Below are 22,079 nucleotides of genomic sequence, written 5' to 3'. Positions count from 1 at the left end.
TTAATTGCAATTTGCAAATAATATTTAGGTTGGTTGATAATTGATCACAAAGGTCTTAATATATAAGTATTGTCTTATGTACGTGAGAGGAGTGTTTACAATAGATTTACTAAATGATCTTACGGAAGATTTAAAGCTCCTTGGCGATAAAACACGTCTCATGATTCTTACTCTTCTAAAAGAGCGGGAGTGGTGCGTATGTGAATTTGTGGACCTTTTCGACATCTCACAGCCAGCCGTCAGCCAGCATCTGCGCAAACTCAAAAGCAGTGGATTGGTAAAGGAACAGAAAAAGGGTCAGTGGGTGTATTATTCATTAAATATTGAAGATAAGCCTCATGTTAAGGCCATTTTAAATTTTACACCTGAAGCGGGTACCCTTTTATCTAATTTGAATAAGTCGTCTAATACGGTTTGCTGCGAATAGCATCTTTGTTGTTGAATATATAAGTATATAATTATATAATGATGTTTGACGTCAATTGGAGGAATTCGTTTGGTAGCTCTGGCAAGTCTTATATTTATAGTCACATTGATTTTTGTCATTTGGCAGCCTAAACATCTGTCCATTGGATGGTCTGCCTGCGGCGGAGCGTTACTCGCTTTACTTGCCGGTGTAGTCAGCTTTAATGATGTTCTGGATGTTACGCGGATTGTATGGAATGCCACACTGGCCTTTGTGGCAATCATCCTGATCTCACTGATCCTTGATAAAATTGGCTTCTTCGAATGGGCTGCTTTGCATATGGCCAAAGATGCCTGTGGGAATGGAACCCGGATGTTTATCTATGTCATCTTTCTTGGCGCCATCGTAGCTGCATTTTTTGCTAATGACGGAGCGGCACTCATTCTAACACCGATTGTGCTGGCTATGGTCCGCGCGCTTAATTTTGATGAGAAAAAGGTTTTTCCATTCATCATTGCCAGCGGGTTCATAGCAGATACTACCTCTTTGCCGCTGGTTGTAAGCAATCTGGTCAATATCGTATCGGCTGATTTTTTCGGACTGACCTTTGTGGAGTATGCCGGGCGGATGTTCATGCCCACCTTATTTTCCTTAGGGGCAAGCATCCTTGTGCTCTATTTATTCTTCCGTAAGAGTATTCCAAGAGACTTTGATAGCTCCCAGCTGAAAAAACCTGAAGAAGCTATTAAAGACAAGCAGATGTTCAAGCTGTCCTGGTTTGTACTTGCGGTTCTGCTGGCAGGATACTTTGTCAGTGAGTTCCTGAGCATTCCGGTATCTGTAGTGGCCGGTATCATCGCGGTCTTTTTCCTGCTCATGGCAAGGAAAAGTCCTGCTGTACCCACCATAGAAGTGGTGAAGGGGGCGCCTTGGGCCATTGTTTTCTTTTCCATCGGCATGTATGTTGTCGTGTACGGGCTGCGTAACGCAGGTCTAACGGATGTGTTGGCTGATATCATTCAGGCCGTTGCAGATCAAGGGCTGTTCGCAGCAACGATTGGGATGGGCTTTATTGCTGCAGTGATCTCCTCCATAATGAATAACATGCCTACCGTAATGATTGATGCACTGGCCATTGATGCTACGCACACTTCGGGACTTATTAAGGAAGCCTTGATTTATGCGAATGTTATTGGTTCAGACTTGGGACCCAAGATTACACCGATTGGTTCACTGGCTACCTTACTGTGGCTGCATGTGCTTTCCACCAAAGGAGTAAAGATATCCTGGGGGACGTATTTCAAAACAGGCATTATTTTGACGATCCCTACGCTGTTCATCACGCTGCTAGGTCTATATATGACATTGACTCTATTTTAAACTCAAAGGAGATTGCGACTCATGGATAAGAAGACCATTTACTTTTTGTGTACAGGAAACTCCTGCCGGAGCCAGATGGCCGAAGGCTGGGCCAAGAAATATTTAAGCGATGAATGGAATGTATACAGTGCCGGTATAGAAGCTCACGGTTTGAATCCGAAAGCTGTTAAGGCAATGAGCGAAGTGGGAATTGATATCGCAAATCAAACATCAGATATTATTGATCCGCAGCTGCTGAACAGCTCCGATCTCGTCATTACATTGTGCGGCGATGCGGCAGATAAATGCCCGGTTACCCCGCCTGAGGTGAAACGAGAGCACTGGGGATTCGATGATCCGGCGAAAGCGCAAGGCACAGATGAGGAGAAGTGGGCGGTCTTCCAGCGGGTTCGCGATCAGGTGGGCGAGCGCATCAGAGAGTTTGCTGAAACGGGAAAATAGTTTTATATAGTGCAGTGCAGCCCCGGTTACCACTGCACAGTGGGGTTTATTGGATGGTATACCTGTATATTGAAGAACAGAGTAGTGAAGGGGGGACTGCTTGCATAGGGCGGTCTCCTTTTTGTATTTCATTAAATACTTCAATCTGCCTGTTCCTTGGTATACTGAATTACAGGAGGTGAGACCGGGAATACAGTCCAGGGAAATTTGAATTGCCAATAAGCTCTATAAGATATGTGAGAACCCTTTCATTGATAGAATTGGGGGCACTAGGCCCTCCGCACGGAGGAGATGGACATCGCGGTAACTGTAAATGACATTTTATCTCTGAAAAGCTTTGCCGACGTTTATGTAAAGGCCGGGGCGGAAGGTATGTCCAACGTAGTGGAAAATGTCTTTTTCATGGAGGTTCCCGATATTTACAAATATGTTGATCCGTTCGGCTTGCTGCTGACCACGCTATATCCGATTGCGAACGACAAGGAAGCGATCGGGCGCTTCATTCCCAATCTGGTGGAGAAGCAGGTCTCCTGCGTGGCCCTGAAGCTGGGGCGTTACATCCATGATGTACCGCCGGTGATGCTTGAGCAAGCCGACCGGTTCCGGATGCCGCTCATGATTCTGCCCAACAACGCCAATCTGTCAAAGCTCAGCAACGATATTCTGGGGCTGTTTCTCGGCAGCAAGACCAGCATGCTGGAATACCGGGACAATATCCACAGCAAATTGATGGGCCTGCTGCTCGAAGGCGCGGACCTGCATAAGCTGGTGAAGACGGTTTCGGATTTGTTCAGCTTGCCGGTGCTCGTTGTGGACCGATATTTCCACCTGCAGTCGGCCTCGTTCGCCGCAGGTACAGGGTATAGCTTGTCCAAGGGCGATGACTCGGTAACGTGGGATGAAGCCTTGTCCGGCGGCAGGCTGACAGTCCATGCATCAGGCACCAGCTACAGCGGTCTGCAGGTGCTTTACCGGCCGATAGCGGACGGCAGCGAGAACCTGGGGTATCTGATCGCACTGCTGGAAGAGGATGCCGATGCCACCAACCTGACCATCGGGCTGGAGCAGGCTTCGATGCTGTGCGCGTTTCTCTTCCAGCGGGAGCTGGCCATGCGGCAAACGGAGCGGAATTATCTGGACTCTTTCATCCGCGACATGTTCAGCGGCAAATTTCCGCACCAGCAGGAGGCGGAGGAGAAGGCGAAGTTCTTCGATTGGGATCTCACCTTTCCCATGACAGTGCTGGCGATTGAAGTGCTGGAGGCAGAACAGGAGCGGCAGCGGAGCAGCTATGCCGACCTGCTGGCCGAAGGTATTGTGGAACAGGAATTGACCGCAGGTCTCGGACTGGGCCCGCGCAGTTGCAAGATCGTCCACCGTGACGACGCGCTGCTCTGCCTCATCAGCCTGCCCGGCGGGCAAAATCTGCGCGAGCGGCTGAAGGAGCGAGCCGAAGGCATCCTCGCCTACTATAAGGACAAATATAAGCTGGGGATCGGCATTTCCAATCCGGCACCGTACTTTGAGCGGCTGAAGGATGCCAAGGATGAAGCCAAATTTGTACTGGATATGATTAATAAACTGCGCGGGCCCGAGCCCTTTGTCGCGTTCTATGCCGAGACGGGGATTTACAAGCTGCTGCACCACATTTCGGAGACGGACGCGCTAAGCCGCTATGTGGAGGAGAAACTCGGGTTTCTGCTTAACAACGGCGGCAAGGAAAGTGAATTGCTGGAGACGCTGCTCTGCCTGCTGAAGAACGGATTCAATCTGCAAAAAACAGCCAAGGAGCTGTTCATTCATTACAATACGCTGCGCTACCGCCTTGACAAGCTGAAGGAATACGGAATCGACACCGGGGATGGACTGGAGCTGGCTGAGCTGGCGCTGGCCTATCAGATGCACACGTACCTGCTGGCGGAGTCCGGCCGTAAACCGGTGAGATAAAGCACAAATTAACCGTTTATTTATCTTTTGTATAAAATTGACTTAATACATCCGCGTCCGGGACTTTCCCGGGCGGTTTTTTGTCGAAATGTGCCAAAAAGCGCTGCGCTTTTTTATATAGTTCTGCCATGGTCTGCTGCGGTGTGTCTCTCTATAATAAAGATGTAAGTGCTTACAAAAGTGCATGCTGAACTATTGGAGGCTCATTTATGCAAATCCTGGTACTACTGCCGCTGCTGGTCATGCTGGTGCTTGTCCTGCGGAACAAGCATATGATCCTGGCCGGACTCGCCGGGGGGCTGGCGGCGATGCTTGTAGGCGGAATCGGCTTTGCCGAAGCCGGTAAAATCGTAGCGGACTCGATCCCCGGCATGACGGGCATCATTACGCCCGTCATCTATTCCGCCGTGGCTCTCGTGCTGGCCAAGCTTGGCGGCTTTGAAGCGCTGCTCGGGCTCAGCCGCCGGATCATCGGCCGGCGGCAATATCTGATCGCCGCCGCCATTGTGCTGATCCAGGCGCTGGCTACCTATGCCGCGGGGCTCGGCGCGGGCAATACCATGGTGACGGGGCCGCTGGCGTTCACCGTCATCGGGGCGGCGCCGCCGCTCATCGCCGGCATGGCCATTGTGACGGCTGCGAGCTTCATGACCTCGCCCTCGGGTGCGGACGCCGCAGCCATCTCCAAAATCTCCGGCGCGGAAATCTCGGCTTACAGCGAAACTATGTTTCCGCTGGCAGTCGGCCTGTGGGTGCTGGGTATGGCGGTCGCCGCCTTCGGCGTATGGAGAAGCGGCAGCCTGATGAAAGAGGAAGGGGAGGCCGCATCCGTCAACCTGAAGGAGCAGCTGATCAAGGCGCTGCCGCCGATTTATTTCCTGATCGTGGTCGTCGCCGGCAAGAACCTGAACGGCCTGATCGACTATTCGCTGTTCGGCCCTGTGTTCAACATGTTCAGTACGCTGCTGCTGGCCTTTGCCGTAACGCGGCAGCCGCCGGGCAAAATCGCCGAGGAGCTGGTGCAAAATTCCTCGTTTCTGCTGACCAAGCTGTTTGCAATCGGTATTTTCCTCGGCTTCATCAATATTTTGGCGGAAATCGGGACCTTCACCTATATTGCGGGCTTCATCAAGTCGGTGCCGAGCTTCGTGACCCTTCCCGTCGCCGTGCTGATCGCGTTCTGCATTGCCATACCGGCAGGGGGCTACAGCGTCGGTGTCAGCACACTGGTCATGCCGATCATGGTGGAATCGGGGCTGTCCCTGCTGCAGATCGGCCTCGCAGCGCTCGCCATCGGTGTCGGCACCCAGATGAGCCCCGTACAGATCAACGTAGCCTCCCTGTCGCAATCGTTCAAGCTGGATATCCAGCGCATCGTCAGGATCAACGCTCCTTATATGGTGGCGGTGGCGGCGCTGCTCTGTATCCTCGGATTCTTTATCTAACCTATATCACTTGGAGGAATGAAACGATGCAAAAAGTCGAAGTATTCCGGATTCCCACTTCTTCGCCGGATGATGTGAGCGGTTTGAAAAAGCTGATCGACGAAGGCACGCTCGACCCCCGCGATATCATCGCCGTGCTGGGCAAGACGGAGGGGAACGGCTGCGTCAACGATTTTACGCGAGGCTTCGCTACGCAGACCCTGTCCTATTTCATGGCCGAGCAGCTTGAGCTGCCGGTGAAAGAGGTACAGGAGCGGATCGCATTCGTCATGTCGGGCGGCACCGAGGGCGTCATGTCTCCCCATTTGACCGTATTTGCCCGTAAAGAAACGAACGAGCCGGCGAAGGAAGGCAAGCGCCTGGCGGCCGGCATCTCCTTTACCCGGGATTTCCGCCCGGAGGAGATCGGCACGATGGCCCAGGTGAAGGAAGTGGCCGACGGCGTGCGCGCCGCGATGAAGGACGCGGGCATCGAGGACCCGCAGGATGTGCATTTTGTACAGATCAAATGCCCGTTGCTGACAGCCGACCGCATCGAGGAGGCCAAGGCGCGGGGACAAAAGGTGGCTGTGCAGGACACCTATAAATCCATGGCCTACTCACGGGGCGCTTCCGCACTCGGCGTGGCGCTTGCACTGGGGGAGGTCGAAGAAGAGCGGCTCTCCAATGAAGTGATCTGCAAGGACTGGAGCCTGTACTCCGGCGTGGCATCCACCTCGGCCGGTGTAGAGCTGCTGAAGGATGAGATCATTGTGATCGGCAATGCCGGCAATTCCGCCAGCGATCTCGCGATCGGGCATGCGGTGATGCAGGATGCCATCGATATCGACGCCCTGTTTGCGGCCATGCGGCAGGCGGGACTGCAATTCGAAGGCCTGCCGCCGCAGGAGGAGCTGGACCGCATCGTCAACGTGCTCGCCAAAGCGGAGGCCAGCTCGACCGGAGCGGTGCGCGGCAGAAGAAACACGATGCAGGACGATTCGGATATCAATCATACCCGCTCGGCGCGGGCTGTCGTCAACGCTGCCATTGCCGCCATTACGCGCGACCCGCTTGTGTATGTATCCGGGGGAGCGGAGCATCAGGGCCCTGATGGGGGCGGCCCGGTGTGCGTGATCGCCCGGGTATAACGGCGACATCCTTTAGAGTTATTATGCCGGACAAGGAGGGGCGGGCTGCCTGCGGCGGCTGTTCCTCTCCCGTAAGCGGGAAGACTCCGGGCCCGCTTTTATTCTTCATTGAGAGGTGAGCCGCGTGAACAACCGTTTTGTCGGGATTGAGGAGAAGCCTCCCTTTCCTTCTCTGCTTGTGCTTGGCGTCCAGCATGTGCTGGCCCTGTTCTCCGGTCTGGCCGCCGTGCCGCTCATCGTCGGTGCGGCGCTCGGACTATCCAGCGCCGAAATTACGATTCTTGTGCAGGGGAGCTTATTGATGAGCGGACTCGGCACGCTCATTCAGTGCCTTGGACTGGGGCATCTGGGCGCAAAGCTGCCCATTTGTATGGGCTCAGCTTTTGTCTTTATCGCCCCGAGCATCAGCATCGGGACGGAGATGGGTATCCAGGCCGTGTTCGGCGCCTCTATGGTGTGCGGGGTTATTGCCTATGTGCTGAGCTTTTTTATCGGGCGGCTGCAGCAGCTGATTCCGCCGCTGGTGACGGGAACCATCGTAGCACTGATCGGCATCGGCCTGCTGCCGCTGGGATTCACCTGGCTGGCAGGAGGGGACGGCGCTTTCTACGGCAAGCCGTCCAGCTTCATCGTCGGAGGACTGGTGCTGGTTGTGCTGCTGGTAACGAGCCAATCCCGCAAAGGCCTGCTATCCTCCTTCTCCGTCATCATCGCTATTGCAGTAGGATATGCGGCCTCGGCCTTGTTCGGCATGCTGGAGCTCAGCCATGTGCAGGAAGCGGCCTGGGTGTCCTTCCCCGATCTGCTGCACTTTGGCTGGCCGACCTTCTCCTATTCGGCAGTCGTCATTATGATGATCGCCCAGCTGACTGCAGTGCTTGAGAGCATCGGGAACACCTACGGCACCGGAGCGGCGGTTAAGAAGGAAATTACCCGCAAGCATCTCTCCGGGGCCATTTCCGTGGACGGCATCGGTTCCATCCTGGCGCCGCTATTTAATGGATTTCCCTTGACCTGCTTCGCGCAGAACATCGGAGTCATCAGCATCACCCGGGTTGCCAGCCGCTATGCGGTCGCAGCCGCCGGAGGCGTGCTGATCGCGCTCGGGCTGATTCCCAAATTCTCGGCGGTGGTCGCGGGCATGCCCGCCCCGGTGCTGGGCGGAGCAGCGCTGATCATGTTCGGGTCGATTGTCGGCTCCGGCGTATCGCAGATGAAGGATGCCGGTCCGTTCGACCGGCGCTCGGCCATGATCTTCTCGACCTCGCTGGCCCTGGGCGTCGGCTTCGGCCTCGCGCCGGAAAGTGCATTTCAGCATTTTCCGTCCTCGCTGGCGGTGCTGCTGGAATCGGGCGTCGCCATCGGAGGCTTTACCGCAATTGCGCTGAACGGCATCCTTCCCCGGCGGAGCCCGTCCGGGATGGATGAATAAGAGAGGAGCAGGCATCGTCATGAGCGAAGGAAGTCTGGTGCTGCAGGCCACCGAGCGGGAGGAAGGCATCCGCCTTCCCTCTGCCGCCGGGGGCAGGTGGGCCGGAGCTTATATACACAGCGTCTACAAATCTACAATCAATATTGCCGGCAAGGACGGACAGCTGCTGTTGTCTCTTGCCGTCCGTCCGGCCATTCTTGCGCCGGGTATGGCGATCCTTGACTGGGAAGGGGATTTTACCGGGCTTTTCTCACCCCATAAACCTTGTAATCAAATACGAATAGTAGGTTCAAGCCTACAGCTCTCAGAATGGCTGATATGCGATTTGTCCGCCGCCCGCCTTGTTTCCCTGGCCATTCCGGGCCCCATGGCCGCTGCGCCGCCGGAACGGCTCGCGGAGCTGACGGAAGCGCTGCGCCGCTTTGGCAAGCCGGGAGGTGCAGGGCGGCCATGGCTGCGGGCCGCCGGCTGGCCGGCTCCGCTGGAAACGCTGCATGAGCGGGCGCTGTATAGCCAATTGATGAAGCTTGCGCTCCTGGCACGCAGCGGCGGGGAGCGGGAACTGTACGGGGCATTGACCGGATTTGCGGGCCTGGGGATCGGATTGACGCCGTCCGCGGATGATTTCATCACCGGCTTCTTCGGCATCATGCTTGCCGCGCGGCCGGAATGCCGGCAATGGGCAGAGCACTGCGGAGCCGGCTGGCTGGCTCGCGTGCAGGCAAGGACCACCTTTCTTGGCTATGAGATGCTGCGCCAGGCGCTGGCCGGGAAGGTGAACCGGGCGGCTCTTGCCGTCATCACAGCCTGTCTTGAAGGCGACGGCCGTAGATTGGAGGCGGCTGCCTGCGGACTGGCGGCCCTGGGTTCGACCTCGGGCACGGACATGCTGGCCGGCATCGCCTTCGGACTTGATACTTTATATGTTTGGAAGCGGAGGGAAAGCAATGCAGATCAGAATTGCCATTCAGAAGAACGCTTACCATGATTCGGTGGCCTTGATGTCGCTGACCGGCCAAATCAACGGCCTGGACGGCATTGAAGAGGCCGTGGTGTCGATGGGGACACCCATGAACAAGGAGCTGCTCGCCAATGTCGGCATGCTGACGGAAGAAGCTGCCGCTTGCGGCGACAACGATTTGATCCTTGCAGTCAAGGCGGAGTCGGAGGAAGCGCTGGAACAGGCGTTTCAGGAGATCGACGGGCTGCTGCACGCGCAAAGAGGGAACAAGAAAAAAGGCGGCGCCCCGGTCCAGACATGGGGAGCGGCGGTTCAGGCCTTGCCGGAGGCCAATCTGGCCATTATCTCCGTGCCGGGCGAGTATGCGGCACGCGAAGCGGAGAAAGCGCTGAAGCAGGGTATGCATGTCATGATCTTCAGCGACAACGTGACGCTGGCGGAGGAGAAGCGCGTCAAGGAGCTGGCTGCGGGCAAAGGCCTGCTCGTGATGGGGCCGGACTGCGGTACGGCCATCATCAATGGCGTCGGCCTTTGCTTCGCCAACGAGGTCCGGCGCGGGTCCGTAGGTCTCGTCGCCGCGTCGGGTACGGGCCTGCAGGAGGTCACAGTGCAGCTGCACCGGCTGGGTCTGGGGGTCTCGCAGGCCATCGGCACCGGCGGACGTGACCTGCATGAGGAGATCGGCGGCATTATGATGCTTGAAGGCATCCGTGCCCTTCAGGCCGATGAGAAGACGGAGGTTATCGTGCTGATCTCCAAGCCGCCCCATCCTTCGGTGCAGGAGAGGATGCTGCGCGAGCTGGAGGGCTCGGCCAAGCCGGCCGTCGTCTGCTTTCTGGACGGGGACGCCGAAGCGCTGCGCGAGGCAGGCTTTACGGCGGCGACCACGCTGCTGGACACGGCGCAACTTGCAGCAGGTCACCTGAAGGCAGAGCCGGCGGGCGGGACCGGAGCCGGAGAACGCTTCCGGAAGCTGCTGGACGAGGCGGACCGGCAGCGGAGCCGGCTCGCAGCGGGACAGACCGATGTGCGGGGGCTGTTCTGCGGCGGCACGCTGACGGCGGAGGCACTCTCCATACTGCGCGGCGAAGGGCTGGCCGTCAGAAGCAATGTGGCGAAGAAACCGGAAGAGAAGCTGCAGGACGTGTCCGTGAGCACAGGCCATACGCTGCTGGATCTAGGGGACGACGAATTTACGCGCGGCCGCCCGCATCCGATGATCGAGCCCGGCCTGCGCAACGAGCGGATCGTCCAGGAGGGACGCGACCCCGCAGCAGCCGTGCTGTATCTGGACTTTGAGCTGGGCTACGGCTCGCATGCCGACCCGGCCGGCGTCAGCATCGAAGCCATCCGCGAGGCGCGGCGGGCGGCGGAGGCGGAGGGGCGGTACCTGCCCGTTGTCGCCTATGTCTGCGGCACGGAGCTGGACAAGCAGGACAAGGCGTCCCAGACCCGGCTGCTGGAGGAAGCCGGCGTTCTGGTCGCGGAGAGCAACAAGGAAGCCGCGCTGCTTGCCGCAAGGTTGGCGGGCCGGAGCATAAAGGAGGAAGCATAGATGGGATACAGCCTGTTTCAGGAGGAGCTTAACATCATCAATATCGGCACTTCCATCTTCAAGGACGATCTGGATGTACAGCGGGCGTCATCGGTGCAGTTCAGCTGGAAGCCGCCTGCCGGCGGCAGCCCCGCTCTGCTGCAGGCGCTCGACCGGGTCGCGGAGTGGGAGCAGATTGAAGCTGCCAACCGCCTGGCCGTCCAGCGCATCCGGGAGGCCCACCCTTATCTGGTGGATATGGGGACGGCGCTCACGTCCATTCCCGGCATGGAGCCCGACCTGATCCTGCACGCCGGTCCGCCCATCGCCTGGAAAGACATGTGCGGGCCGATGCAGGGAGCAATTATTGGCGCGCTGCTGTTCGAGGAAAAGGCCCGGAATGAGGCAGAGGCGCGCGAGCTGGCCGCTTCGGGTGCGGTCCGGTTTGCGCCGTGCAACGAATACGCTGCGGTAGGGCCCATGGCCGGCATCATCTCGCCTTCAATGCCCGTCCATATCATCGAGAACCGGGAGCACGGCAATAAAGCTTACTGTACGGTAAACGAAGGACTCGGTAAGGTGCTGCGCTTCGGCGCATTCTCGGGCGAGGTCATCAGCCGCCTGAACTGGATCAGGGATGTGTTCGCGCCGGCCATAAAGCGCGGGCTTGCAGAAAGCGGGGGCATCGACTTGAAGGCGATTACCGCCCAGGCGCTGCATATGGGGGATGAATGCCACAACCGCAACAAAGCGGCGACTTCGCTGTTCTACAAGGAAATCAGCGGGCATCTGCTCGCTGCCGGACTGGACGGTGAAGGTTTACGCGACACGCTCGCTTTTATCCGGAATAACGATCATTACTTCCTGAACCTGTCGATGCCGGCCTGCAAGGCCGCGCTGGATGCGGGGCATGGCGTTGAATATTCCACCATAGTGACGACGATGGCGCGGAACGGTGTTGAGTTCGGCATCCGGGTAAGCGGAATGCAGAAGGATGAATGGTTCACCTTCGCAGCCAACAAAGTGCAGGGGCTATTGTTCCCGGGCTACACCGTGGACGACGCCGCTCCCGATCTGGGGGACAGTGCCATTACGGAGACGATGGGCATCGGCGGCTTCGCCATGGGCGGCGCCCCGGCTATTGTGCAGTTTGTGGGCGGAACCGTCGAGGATGCTGTCGGCTACAGTGCGCAGATGTATGAAATCTGTGCAGCGGAGAACCCCCAGTTCACCATCCCGAACCTGGATTTCCGCGGGTCGGCGCTCGGAATCGACATTCGTAAGGTGCTGGAGACCGGCATCCTGCCGGTAATCAACACCGGCATGGCCCATCAAGAGGCGGGAGTCGGCCAGATCGGGGCCGGAATTGTCCATCCGCCGCAGCAATGCTTTGAACAGGCGCTGCTTGCCTATGCAAGCCGCTATGACGGGAAGGAGTAGAGACAGCATGAGCAAAATCATGATTGCCCTGGGCGGAAACGCCCTCGGAAGCACTCCGGCAGAGCAGCGGCAATTGGCTGCCCACGCCTCCAAGGCGATTGCCGACCTCATTGCGCAGGGACATCAAGTCGTCGTTTCCCACGGAAACGGTCCGCAGGCCGGGATGATCGAGTCCGCATTCCGTCTGGCGAGCACGGCCGACAGCTCCATTCCGGCGGTGCCGCTGAACGATTGCGTGGCCATGAGCCAGGCATATATTGGCTATCACCTGCAGAACGCGCTGCGCGAGGAGCTGCTGCGCCGCGGCATCCGCAAGGAGGTGGTCTCCGTGGTAACGCAGGCGGTGGTGGACGAGAAAGACCCGGCGTTCCTCCAGCCGAGCAAGCCGATCGGCAGCTTCTATTCACGCGAGGAGGCGCAGCTAAAGGCAGAGTCGGAGCAGATGCGCTTCGTCGAGGATTCGGGACGCGGCTACAGGCAGGTTGTAGCCTCTCCGCAGCCGGTGCGGATTGTGGAGGCGGAAGCGGTGCGGAAGCTGATCGCCTCCGGCCAGATCGTGATTACGGCGGGCGGCGGCGGCATTCCCGTCTTTGAACAGAGCGGTGCGCTCATTCCGGCACAGGCGGTCATCGACAAGGATGCCGCCAGCGCCAGGCTGGCCGCCGAGCTTGATCTGGACGACCTGTTCATCCTGACGGCGGTGGACAAGGTGGCGATCCATTACGGTACGCCGCAGCAGCGGGATCTGGATAAGGTAACGCCGGAGGAAGCGCGGGCCTGGATCGCCGAAGGGCAATTCCCGTCCGGCAGCATGCTGCCTAAGGTGGAATCGGCTCTGCGCTTTGTAGAATCCAAGCCCGGACGGCGCGCGGTGATTACCTCGCTGGAGAAAGCGGGAGCGGCGATCCGCGGCGAGACCGGAACGTTCTTCTGCAGCGGCGCCGCCGCCTCTGCCCGCTCGTCCGCGCCTTTCTTCGGAGCATAGCGGTGCCGGTACAGAGGAGGCAGGCTTCATTATAACGAAAGCGGCGGATGGCAATTCAGGAGTACAAGACACAGGGCTGCAATCGCCGAACAGGCGGATTGCAGCCCTGTGTCGGGCAGACCGTTCAGTAGATTTGGAGAGAGAACTGCAGCAAAATCCAGCAAGCTTGAACAAAGTCGCAAAAGTTGCGACTTTTTTGTTTTATTTACGTATATGAAGCTTTATAGGGACTTACATCCGCAAAAAGGAGCGATGCATCTTGGATTTCATGAATGGGAATGGCGGCAATCCGGCGCCGGAACGCAAAATGCCGGAGCTGAAGCCGGGAACGTACAAGAAGATTGGATGGGGGGTAGCCGTTGCCGCAGTGTTGATTTACCTGGGCTCCACTTCGTTTTATACCGTGCAGGAGCAAGAACGTGCGGCGATCCTGACATTTGGCAAGTATACGAACGAGTCTTCGGCGGGACTTCATTTCAAATGGCCTTATCCTATACAGGAAGTAGTTACGGTGCCTGCGGAGCTGACCCAGCGGATACATATCGGGTACCGGCAGGAGGCTGAAGGCTCTGTAGCCGTTGAAGATGAAGCGATGATGATTACAGGCGATGAGAATATCGTATCTGCCGATGCTGTAGTCCAGTGGAAGATCAGCAATATTCACGATTATCTGTATAACATTGACGACCCGGACAAATTCCTGCGGAACTCGGCCAGTTCATCCATTCGTGCCGTAATTGGCTCCGAGAAGCTGGATTATGCGATTACCGACGGAAAGACAGTGATTCAGGATAAGGTCCGCGAGCTGCTGGTTGACCTGCAGAAGAAATACAACACCGGCATCCAGATCATTGATATCAAATTCCAGGATATCGAGCCGCCGAGCGGCCAGGTCGAGGAGGCCTTCCGCGAGGTAACCAATGCCCGTGAAGAGAAGAACACGAAGATCAACAACGCCAAGAAATATGAGAACGATATCATTCCCAAAGCACGCGGTGAAGCGCAGGCGCTGCTTGAGAACGCCGAAGGGGAGAAAAAGTCGCGTATCCTGAACGCGCAGGGCGACGTAGCCCAGTTCAATGCCATTTATGCGGAGTACGCCAACAACCAGAGCGTAACCGAAAGCCGGTTGATTCTGGAGACGCTGGAGACCATTCTGCCTAACGCCAAAATCTTCATTACCAATTCGAATAGCGATACTGTGAATTATCTGCCGCTGAATGAGCTGATGCGCAGCACCCCGGCCAGCACGCCTGCTCCGGCAACTGTGAATCCGCCAGCTACGGCCGCACCGCAAGGAGGAGACGCCCAGTGAAAAGAAACCATATCATTGCCCTGATCTCATCGGTAGTTCTGGTGATCCTGCTTGCCGGCTCCATGTATATCGTGAAGGAGGGGGAATACAAGGTAGTCCTCCGTTTCGGTGAAGCGATGCGTACCGTTGAGGAGCCCGGACTGAAGCTTAAAATTCCTTTTATCGAGAATGTCACGGAGCTTCCTAAATATCAGATGACGTACGAAAGCTCGCCAACCAGCATTCTGACCAAGGACCAGAAGCCGATTGTGGTTGATAATTATACGGTCTGGAGAATTACCAATGCCTCGCAGTTCCTGAGAACCGTACAATCGGTAAGCGGCGGGATTCAGCGTATTGATGAAGCGGTATATAACTCGGTACGCCGCAAGCTGTCAGAGGTCAATTATGAGAATATTATCAGCGAGGACACCGGACGGGGCAATATTAATGATGAGATCACCAAGGATGTCATAGCCGCCTTAACCCGCGATAATTACGGGATTGAAGTGATTGACGTACGGATCAAGCGTACGGATCTGCCGGAAGAGAACAAACAAAGTGTATACAACCGGATGATTTCGGACCGCCAATCCATTGCCGCGCGTTATCTGTCCGAAGGGGATGAGGAATCCAAGAAAATTACTTCCAAGGCCGACCGTACCTCCACGGAGCTGATGGCCCAGGCCGAAGCCGACGCCAAGAAAATCATCGCTGAAGGCGAAGGGGAAGCCGCCAGAATCTATAATCAGGCCTATGGCAAGTCTCCACAGTTCTACAGCTTCTACCGTACGCTGGAGAGTTATGTAACCACGCTGCAGAATGAGCCGGTGATCATGATCCCGATTGATTCGCCTTATGCCAAGATATTAATGGGGCAATAGGTCAAGCTGGGTCGATATAATGTAACTTTGTGAAGTCAACAAACAAGCGATCATCGAGAAGGAGGGTCACCTCAATTCTCTATGGATCGCTTGTTTTGTTGTTACCCGATCCGCCGCAACCTGCTATTGTACAATAAGCACCGGCGGGTGTATTCTTATGTCTCCCTGTAAATGCTATGATTTCGTACGCATCAAGAGGGGGGAGAGACCATCCGTTATCTGTACGAGTTTATTCAGCATCAGGAAGATCAGCCGATGAAGCTCTTCGTCAACAGCGTACAGCATGTCGATTTCCATTGGCATAAGGAAGTGGAGCTGGTCTATGTCCTTCATGGCTCCGTCACCATCTATTTGAATCAGCAGCAGTATACGCTCCATGAGGATGACGTAATTGTGATTAACAGCATGTCTGTCCATAAAATCGAGCGGACCCAGCAGGACAATGTGCTGCTGACCTTGCAGTTCGGGCCGGAGCTGCTGAACAATAATACCTTTATCTCCTGTAATTCGGCCATGAACAGGAATGGGGCAGACGACCATATCACCAGCATCAAGCATAATCTGGCGCAAATGGTCTGGGAGCTCAACAAGAAATCGCCGGGCTACCGGAATTATACGCAGGGCCGCTTGCAGGCGTTATGCGGATGCCTTCTGCGGTATTTCGCCGCCGGAACGAATCCCGACACGGAGGAGAGCGGCAAGGAGTACGATTATAAAAGGCTGAACCGGGTGCTGGCCTATATCGACAGTCACTATAATGAGAAGATTACGCTGCAGGATATCGCGGATTCGGAGCATCTGAGCATGCATTACTTCTCCCACTTCTTTACTGGTAAAATCGGCATCCCCTTCCAGAAGTACCTGACGCTCATCCGTCTGGAAAAGGCCCAGGGGCAGCTGACCGCCAGCGAGAAGACGATTTCGGAGATTGCCCTCGATTGCGGCTTCGCCAACATCAAGCTGTTCAATAAATACTTCAAGGAGAAGTATGGATGTACCCCCGGCGCCTACCGGGAGGCTGCACTTGCGCCGGAGCTCTCGAAGCTGAACCTGAACCGCAAGCCCCAGACGTATGAGGAATCCTCCAGCGGCGTTTATTATGAGGTGGATACGCTGAATGCGATAGGCGCATTGTACCGGTATCTGGATGCGGGATCGGATGCAGCCCAGGCGCTGCCTGCGCCGTCCGCATCTCTGGCGGCAGAGCAACACAGTATCGAGATCAGTGGGGAGCACCCTTCGGTTGCCTACGAGAAGCACTGGAATATCACCATGACCGCCGGCCGGGCGGCCGAAGGATTGCGCGAGGATTGGCGGAGGCAGCTGAGCGGCATCAGGTCCCGGATTCCGTTTCGCTACATCCGGTTTCACGGCATATTCAATGACGAGATGATGGTGTACAGCGAGAATGCGGACGGAAGCCCCAGCTACAATTGGTCCTATGTAGACAAGCTCTATGATTTCCTGCTGGAACAGGGAGTCCGGCCGTTTGTAGAGCTAAGCTACATGCCAAGCCAGCTGGCGCGGTCCAGGGAAACGCTGTTCTGGTGGAAAGGGAATATCAGTCCGCCGGCCAATCCGGCCCAGTGGGAAGCGCTGATCCGCGAATTCATCCGCCATTGCCTGAACCGTTACGGGGCGGAGGAAGTGAAGCAGTGGTATTTCGAGGTGTGGAATGAGCCTGACCTGGCCGGGGTCTGCTGGGCCGGCAGCAAGGAGGAGTATTTCGCCTTCTATGAATCCACTGTTCACGCCATCAAATCGGTGATGCCCGGGCTGAGAACGGGCGGTCCGGCCATGGGCTACGGCTCCCTCTGGAACGATACCTGGGCTGAGGATTTCCTGGAGTATTGCCGGGAGCGTGAGGTGCCGCTGGACTTCTTCTCGTTCCATATTTATTCGGAGTATCCCAAGCTGAAGTCGGAAGAGGATCGCCTGACCAGGATTATGGCGCCTTCCTTCTATAAGGAGAGCATTGACCGGCTGCGCCGGAAAATGAAGGCGTCCTTGTACGAAGAGGTTGAGCTTCACATTACCGAGTGGAACTTCTCCTTGTATGACCGCAATCTGCTTCATGATACGATGTTCATGGCTCCGTTCGTCATCTACCATACGATGAATACGCTCGGTGATGCCAAGGCAATGGGCTTCTGGTCCTTTACGGATATCTTTGAAGAAAGCATTGTTCCCGCTTCCCCGTTCTATGGCGGGTTCGGCCTGATCAACCGCGACGGGCTGAAGAAGCCGGCTTATTATGCGTTCGAGCTGATGCAGAAGCTGGGAGATGAGCTGCTGATCCGGGGGGATGGTTATGTCGGAACCCGGACACATGACGGAAGCATGCAGTTTCTATTTTACCACTATGTTCATGTGGATCAGCTGTTTGCGAGTGGTGACTGGTCGGAATTATCCGATTCTGCGCGTTATGAAGTGTTCGAGGAGAAAGGCAGCAAGGCCTTCGAGCTCGCGCTGGGTTCACTCCCAGGTACATATAAATGTGTTACTTACCGGCTGGACCGGGAGCACGGATCAGTCTTTGACGAGTGGGTCCGTATGGGGGCGCCCCATGCTTTAACGGAGGAAGAGATCGCATATTTAAACGGCAGAAGCGGCCCGGTCATCCGGACAGAGCTGGTGCAGGAGGAGCGTTGGCGCAAAGAGATTGTGCTGCCTCCACACGGCGTATTGCTGCTTACGCTCGACCGGCAGTATTAACCGGAACTGAAGTTTTGGCTCTTGAAGCATCCTTTCCTTAGCGGAGGGATGTTTTTTGTTGTTTATTTCGGGAAATGAAAGAGAAACTGATGCTAAGGACCTGAAGTGAACAAAAAACGAACCTATATGCGGCAAGTTACAACAAGAAAGCGATATCATTTCACTTTATACTAGGTTTGTAGCAGCTAAGAGAAAGATAGGGGGAAATAAGATGAAGCGTTTTATGCAGTGGATGTCCGAATCGTTTGCACCCAAATTGGAGGCGTTTACGAAGAATATCTGGGTAGCATCGATTCAAGAAGCCATTATGGTTGCGATCCCGATGATTTTTATCGGCTCGATTATTACGTTAATTTCAATTTTGAAGGATTTCATTCCGGGAATGCCTGACCTGACACCCATCACGACGTTCAGCTTCGGCTTGCTCGGGTTGTTCATTGCCTTTCTGACGCCTTATGTGGTGATGGAGAAGAAGGAACGCCACAAAATCAAGCTGCTTGCAGGGATGACGGGGGTTTCGCTCTTCGTGATGCTGCTTGGCCCGACTGTGAACGAGGATGGAACCATTCAGTTCATTCTGGAACGGTTTGGCCCCTCCGGGATGATTACGGCGCTCCTGGTGGGCGTATTCGTTGCCGTGGTCATGAATGTATGCAATAAGTTTTCCTTCTTTAAAAAAGGCTCCTCGCTTCCCGAATTCATCATGGACTGGTTCGATTTTCTCGTGCCCATCGCCTTGGTCTTAACGACAGGCTGGCTGCTGGTGTACCAGCTGCATTTCGACATCTTCGCGCTGATCGTGAACGTATTTGAGCCTATCAATGCTGTGGGGCAAAGCCTGACCGGATTTGTACTCTTCAACTTCATTGGCGTCGTGCTCTATTCCTTCGGCGTAAGCCCGTGGGTCATGACACCGATCTGGTATGCCATCTGGATACCCGCCATTGAAGAGAATGCCGCTCTTGTCGCGGCCGGCTCCGATCCGGTCAATATCAACACCTTCGAGACCTTTTTCTCCGGATGGCTGGGCATTGGGGGAATGGGGGCAACACTGCCGCTCGTCATCTGGTTCCTGATGGCCAAATCGAAGAAACTGAAGTCTGTCGGCAAGGCGACCATTGTCCCGTCTCTCTTCAATATTAACGAGCCTGTCGTCTACGGGGCTCCGATTGCCTTCAACCCGCTGCTTATGGTACCGATGTGGATCAACGGGCTCATTACGCCGATTATTGTGTATTTGGCGCTGGATATGGGCTTCGCACGGATTCCTAGTCAGATCTTCCAGCTGTGGTATACACCGATCGGGCTGTCGACTTACCTGATGTCCGGAGTGGGCGGACTCCTGCTGCTGGCGGTGGTCCTGCTGATTGTATTCGTGGTCTGGTTCCCGTTCTTCAAGCTGTATGATGCCCAGGAGCTGAAGAAGGAACAGGAAATCAATGGATTGGAGAGTGGAAATGTATGAATAAATCGGTCAACGAACTCTTGAAGGAATTGACGCTTCACGAAAAAGCCGCCATTTGCGCCGGTTTAAATATGTGGATGACCAAAGGGATCGAACGGCTGAACATCCCGCCCGTTCATATGTATGACGGAACCAACGGTATTCGTAAGACCAACAGCGATGAGGAAATGGGGATTACGACGGAGAATGTTCCGGCGACCTGTTACCCGACAGGCTCTGCGATTGGCTCCTCCTGGAATACGGAGCTGCTGCATGAGGTTGGCGTTGCACTGGGCCGTGAATCGAAGGCCATGGATGTGGAGCTGCTGCTGGGGCCGGGTGTAAACATGAAGAGAACGCCGCTGGGGGGAAGAAACTTCGAATATTATTCCGAAGACCCTTGCCTGACCGGTGAACTCGGGGCCGCCTTCATCAACGGTATTCAGAGCGAAGGAGTGGGCGCTTCCCTCAAACACTTTGCTGGCAACAACCAGGAGTTTGAGAAGATGGTGACCAGCTCGGAAATCGATGAGCGGACGCTGCGTGAGATTTACCTGAGCGCCTTTGAACGCATCATCAAGAAATCCGACCCTTGGACAGTGATGTGCTCCTATAACCTGCTGAATGGAACGTATGCAAGTGAGAACGAGCATTTGCTGAATGATATTTTAAGAGAAGAGTGGGGCTATGAGGGGGTTGTCCTGTCGGACTGGACGGCCGTCAATGACCGGATACGCGGGCTGAAGGCCGGACTTGATCTGGAAATGCCGGGTCCTGCCGATTACAACACCAAGGCGATTATGGAAGCCGTCAAGAATGGAACTTTGGCCGAAGAGCAGCTGGACCGGAGCGTAGCGCGTATCCTGAAGCTGGTGGAGCGGGTTACCGGTAACCAAACTGCGGACCATGGCGAAGCGCCTGACTACCATGCGCTTTCCCGCCAAGCGGCGGCCGAAAGCATTGTGCTGCTGAAGAACGAGAACTCGATTCTCCCGCTCCGGCAGGAAGCCCTATCTTCCATTGCTGTCATTGGACGTTTTGCCAAGAAACCGAGAATTCAGGGGGCAGGCAGTGCCAAGGTTACCCCTACCCGGGTCGATATCCCCTGGGATGAAATGCAGGAGCTTGCCGGAGCCTCGGTTACCCTGGGCTATGCGGAAGGCTATCCAGAGGATGACTCCGTGAGTGAAGCTCTGATCCGGGAGAGTGTGGCGTTGGCTGTGAATTCCGATGTAGCTGTGCTGTTCGTCGGCCAGCCGGAATATGCCGAATCGGAGATGCATGATTTGCAGGGCATCGAGCTTCCGGAGCATCAGGTGAAGCTGATTCAGGCGGTTGCAGCCGTACAGCCGAAGTGCATCGTGGTGACCAGCAGCGGCTCGGCCTTGGTCATGCGTCCATGGGTGCAGCATGTGCCTGGCGTTATTCATTCCTGGTTGTCCGGCCAAGGGATGGGCAGAGCGGTCGCAGAGGTCCTGTTCGGACAGGCGAACCCGTCGGGTAAATTGTCCGAGACCTTCCCGGTGAAGCTGTCGGATAACCCGTCGCACATGCGGATTCGGGGAGAGAACGGCAAGCTGTACTACCGCGAAGGCCTGTTCGTAGGGTACCGTTATTACGACCGTAAAGAACAATACCAAGTATAACCGCTGGGTTGCGGAAAGCGGATATTTCCAGATCGCGCTGGGCAGCTCCTCCCGGGATATCCGGATCACGGAACGGCTGTATTGCGACTTTGGGAAAGAAGAGATCACCTTCCACAAGTTCAGCCTGCTGAGCGAATGGATAAGCGATCCTGCGGCGAAGGATGTACTAGAGCAGACGCTGAATGAAATGAACGAGCATGTGACGGACAAGGTGTACCTGAACGAGGAATTCGTCGGGTTCTGGGAGGACTTCCCGGTCATCAAAGTGTTCCAGATGTTCGGGCAGAAATGGCTGGCTGAGCGGTCACCGGACGATTTGGTCGGCGAACTGATCTCACGCGTCGGACAGGCACGGAATCATTAAATTATAATTGTGAGACGAAGCGGGGGTGATTGCTTCGTCTCTTTTTGTGTCCTGGAAATGATCAAGGTGGCATGCAGGGAAAAGGGGAAAAGCAATATAGGTGATCCGTGTCCTATAACCGAATACTCCAACGTAAGATCAGCACAATTATAAACGTAATTTCACGGTGCATTGAATCACATCACACCTTTCTAATAATTGAAGCCTCTGGAACGGAGGCTGCTGCAAAAAAATTATCCATATGCTCTATATTATATAAGTTGAACTTAAGATTAGCCTGAATAAGGCCGGAAAGTGAATTAAAGTTATGGACTTCCGTACGCTGCCCATTCCCGATCTCCAGATGAATACCGCTAGTTGCTGTTGAGTTCGCTGGCAGCAGGCTCTGTCCGGCTCTGTTTAGGTATGATGAACGGAAAGCAACCCCTATTCAACAAGGATAAATGTATTTCGTACAACTATTTGTTAGGTATGCACCCATTTTTGAAGGATAGATGTATTTTGTGCAACTAAAATCAGCATATAGCGATCAAACGGATGGCGTAAAATAAGTTGTGTACCAAGATTTGGGGCCTAGTCAGGCAACAAAAAAGTAGGGTATTCTCGGGATTGTTGAAGTCCACCAAGAAAG

Annotated in this window: 17 protein-coding genes; all 17 read left to right on the top strand. The window is 55.4% G+C overall.

Going from position 1 to position 22,079, the window contains the following annotated elements; genetic code table 11:
• The first annotated feature begins 100 nt into the window (after positions 1-100).
• The 17 genes from F1379_RS26340 to F1379_RS30465 all read left to right on the top strand — a co-directional run bounded on the left by F1379_RS26340 (position 101) and on the right by F1379_RS30465 (position 21,448).
• Complete coding sequence (locus F1379_RS26340; protein WP_150275494.1) at positions 101-427, top strand: ArsR/SmtB family transcription factor; 327 nt, start codon at positions 101-103, stop codon at positions 425-427.
• Positions 428-490: 63 nt separating this feature from the next.
• Complete coding sequence (locus F1379_RS26335; RefSeq protein WP_150275493.1) at positions 491-1,786, top strand: arsenic transporter; 1,296 nt, start codon at positions 491-493, stop codon at positions 1,784-1,786.
• Between the two features lie 21 nt (positions 1,787-1,807).
• Positions 1,808-2,227 (top strand): arsenate reductase (thioredoxin), encoded by a 420-nt coding sequence (gene arsC / locus F1379_RS26330; protein ID WP_150275453.1) that lies wholly within the window; start codon positions 1,808-1,810, stop codon positions 2,225-2,227.
• Between the two features lie 291 nt (positions 2,228-2,518).
• Positions 2,519-4,174, top strand: coding sequence for a PucR family transcriptional regulator (locus F1379_RS26325; protein ID WP_150275452.1), 1,656 nt, complete (start codon positions 2,519-2,521; stop codon positions 4,172-4,174).
• Positions 4,175-4,383: 209 nt separating this feature from the next.
• Complete coding sequence (locus tag F1379_RS26320) at positions 4,384-5,619, top strand: hypothetical protein (protein ID WP_150275451.1); 1,236 nt, start codon at positions 4,384-4,386, stop codon at positions 5,617-5,619.
• Positions 5,620-5,645: 26 nt separating this feature from the next.
• Positions 5,646-6,749: a cyanuric acid amidohydrolase gene (gene atzD, locus F1379_RS26315; protein ID WP_150275450.1), complete on the top strand. Its 1,104-nt coding sequence runs from the start codon at positions 5,646-5,648 to the stop codon at positions 6,747-6,749.
• A 124-nt stretch (positions 6,750-6,873) separates the two neighbouring features.
• The gene (locus F1379_RS26310; protein ID WP_150275449.1) at positions 6,874-8,181 is read left to right on the top strand and encodes a nucleobase:cation symporter-2 family protein; all 1,308 of its coding nucleotides are present in this window, start codon (positions 6,874-6,876) and stop codon (positions 8,179-8,181) included.
• 19 nt (positions 8,182-8,200) lie between these two features.
• A complete protein-coding gene (locus tag F1379_RS26305; protein ID WP_162551291.1) occupies positions 8,201-9,169 on the top strand; it encodes an oxamate carbamoyltransferase subunit AllH family protein in 969 nt (322 codons plus the stop codon).
• On the top strand, positions 9,129-10,697 hold the full coding sequence (gene fdrA / locus F1379_RS26300; RefSeq protein ID WP_150275447.1) for an acyl-CoA synthetase FdrA: 1,569 nt from the start codon (positions 9,129-9,131) through the stop codon (positions 10,695-10,697). Before F1379_RS26305 ends, fdrA begins: the two co-directional genes overlap by 41 nt.
• Positions 10,698-12,116, top strand: coding sequence for a YlbE family protein (locus F1379_RS26295; protein ID WP_150275446.1), 1,419 nt, complete (start codon positions 10,698-10,700; stop codon positions 12,114-12,116).
• Between the two features lie 7 nt (positions 12,117-12,123).
• Positions 12,124-13,101 (top strand): carbamate kinase, encoded by a 978-nt coding sequence (arcC, locus tag F1379_RS26290; RefSeq protein ID WP_150275445.1) that lies wholly within the window; start codon positions 12,124-12,126, stop codon positions 13,099-13,101.
• 268 nt (positions 13,102-13,369) lie between these two features.
• A complete protein-coding gene (hflK, locus tag F1379_RS26285) occupies positions 13,370-14,416 on the top strand; it encodes an FtsH protease activity modulator HflK (protein ID WP_150275492.1) in 1,047 nt (348 codons plus the stop codon).
• Complete coding sequence (gene hflC, locus F1379_RS26280) at positions 14,413-15,279, top strand: protease modulator HflC (protein ID WP_239004829.1); 867 nt, start codon at positions 14,413-14,415, stop codon at positions 15,277-15,279. The genes hflK and hflC overlap by 4 nt, the downstream gene beginning before the upstream one ends.
• A gap of 255 nt (positions 15,280-15,534) precedes the next feature.
• Positions 15,535-17,994 carry a GH39 family glycosyl hydrolase gene (locus tag F1379_RS26275; RefSeq protein ID WP_150275444.1) on the top strand — a complete coding sequence of 820 codons (2,460 nt, stop codon included), beginning with the start codon at positions 15,535-15,537 and terminating at the stop codon, positions 17,992-17,994.
• 211 nt (positions 17,995-18,205) lie between these two features.
• A complete protein-coding gene (locus F1379_RS26270; protein WP_150275443.1) occupies positions 18,206-19,459 on the top strand; it encodes a PTS sugar transporter subunit IIC in 1,254 nt (417 codons plus the stop codon).
• A complete protein-coding gene (locus tag F1379_RS26265; RefSeq protein ID WP_239004828.1) occupies positions 19,456-21,084 on the top strand; it encodes a glycoside hydrolase family 3 protein in 1,629 nt (542 codons plus the stop codon). Before F1379_RS26270 ends, F1379_RS26265 begins: the two co-directional genes overlap by 4 nt.
• A gap of 187 nt (positions 21,085-21,271) precedes the next feature.
• Positions 21,272-21,448, top strand: a complete 177-nt coding sequence (locus F1379_RS30465; protein WP_239004827.1) for a hypothetical protein — start codon at positions 21,272-21,274, stop codon at positions 21,446-21,448.
• Positions 21,449-22,079: the final 631 nt, after the last annotated feature.

Source organism: Paenibacillus tepidiphilus (genome assembly GCF_008635795.1).
GTDB lineage: Bacteria > Bacillota > Bacilli > Paenibacillales > Paenibacillaceae > Paenibacillus_AQ > Paenibacillus_AQ tepidiphilus.
Note: the sequence above shows the minus strand (reverse complement) of the source record. Positions and strands in the feature narration are given on the sequence as shown.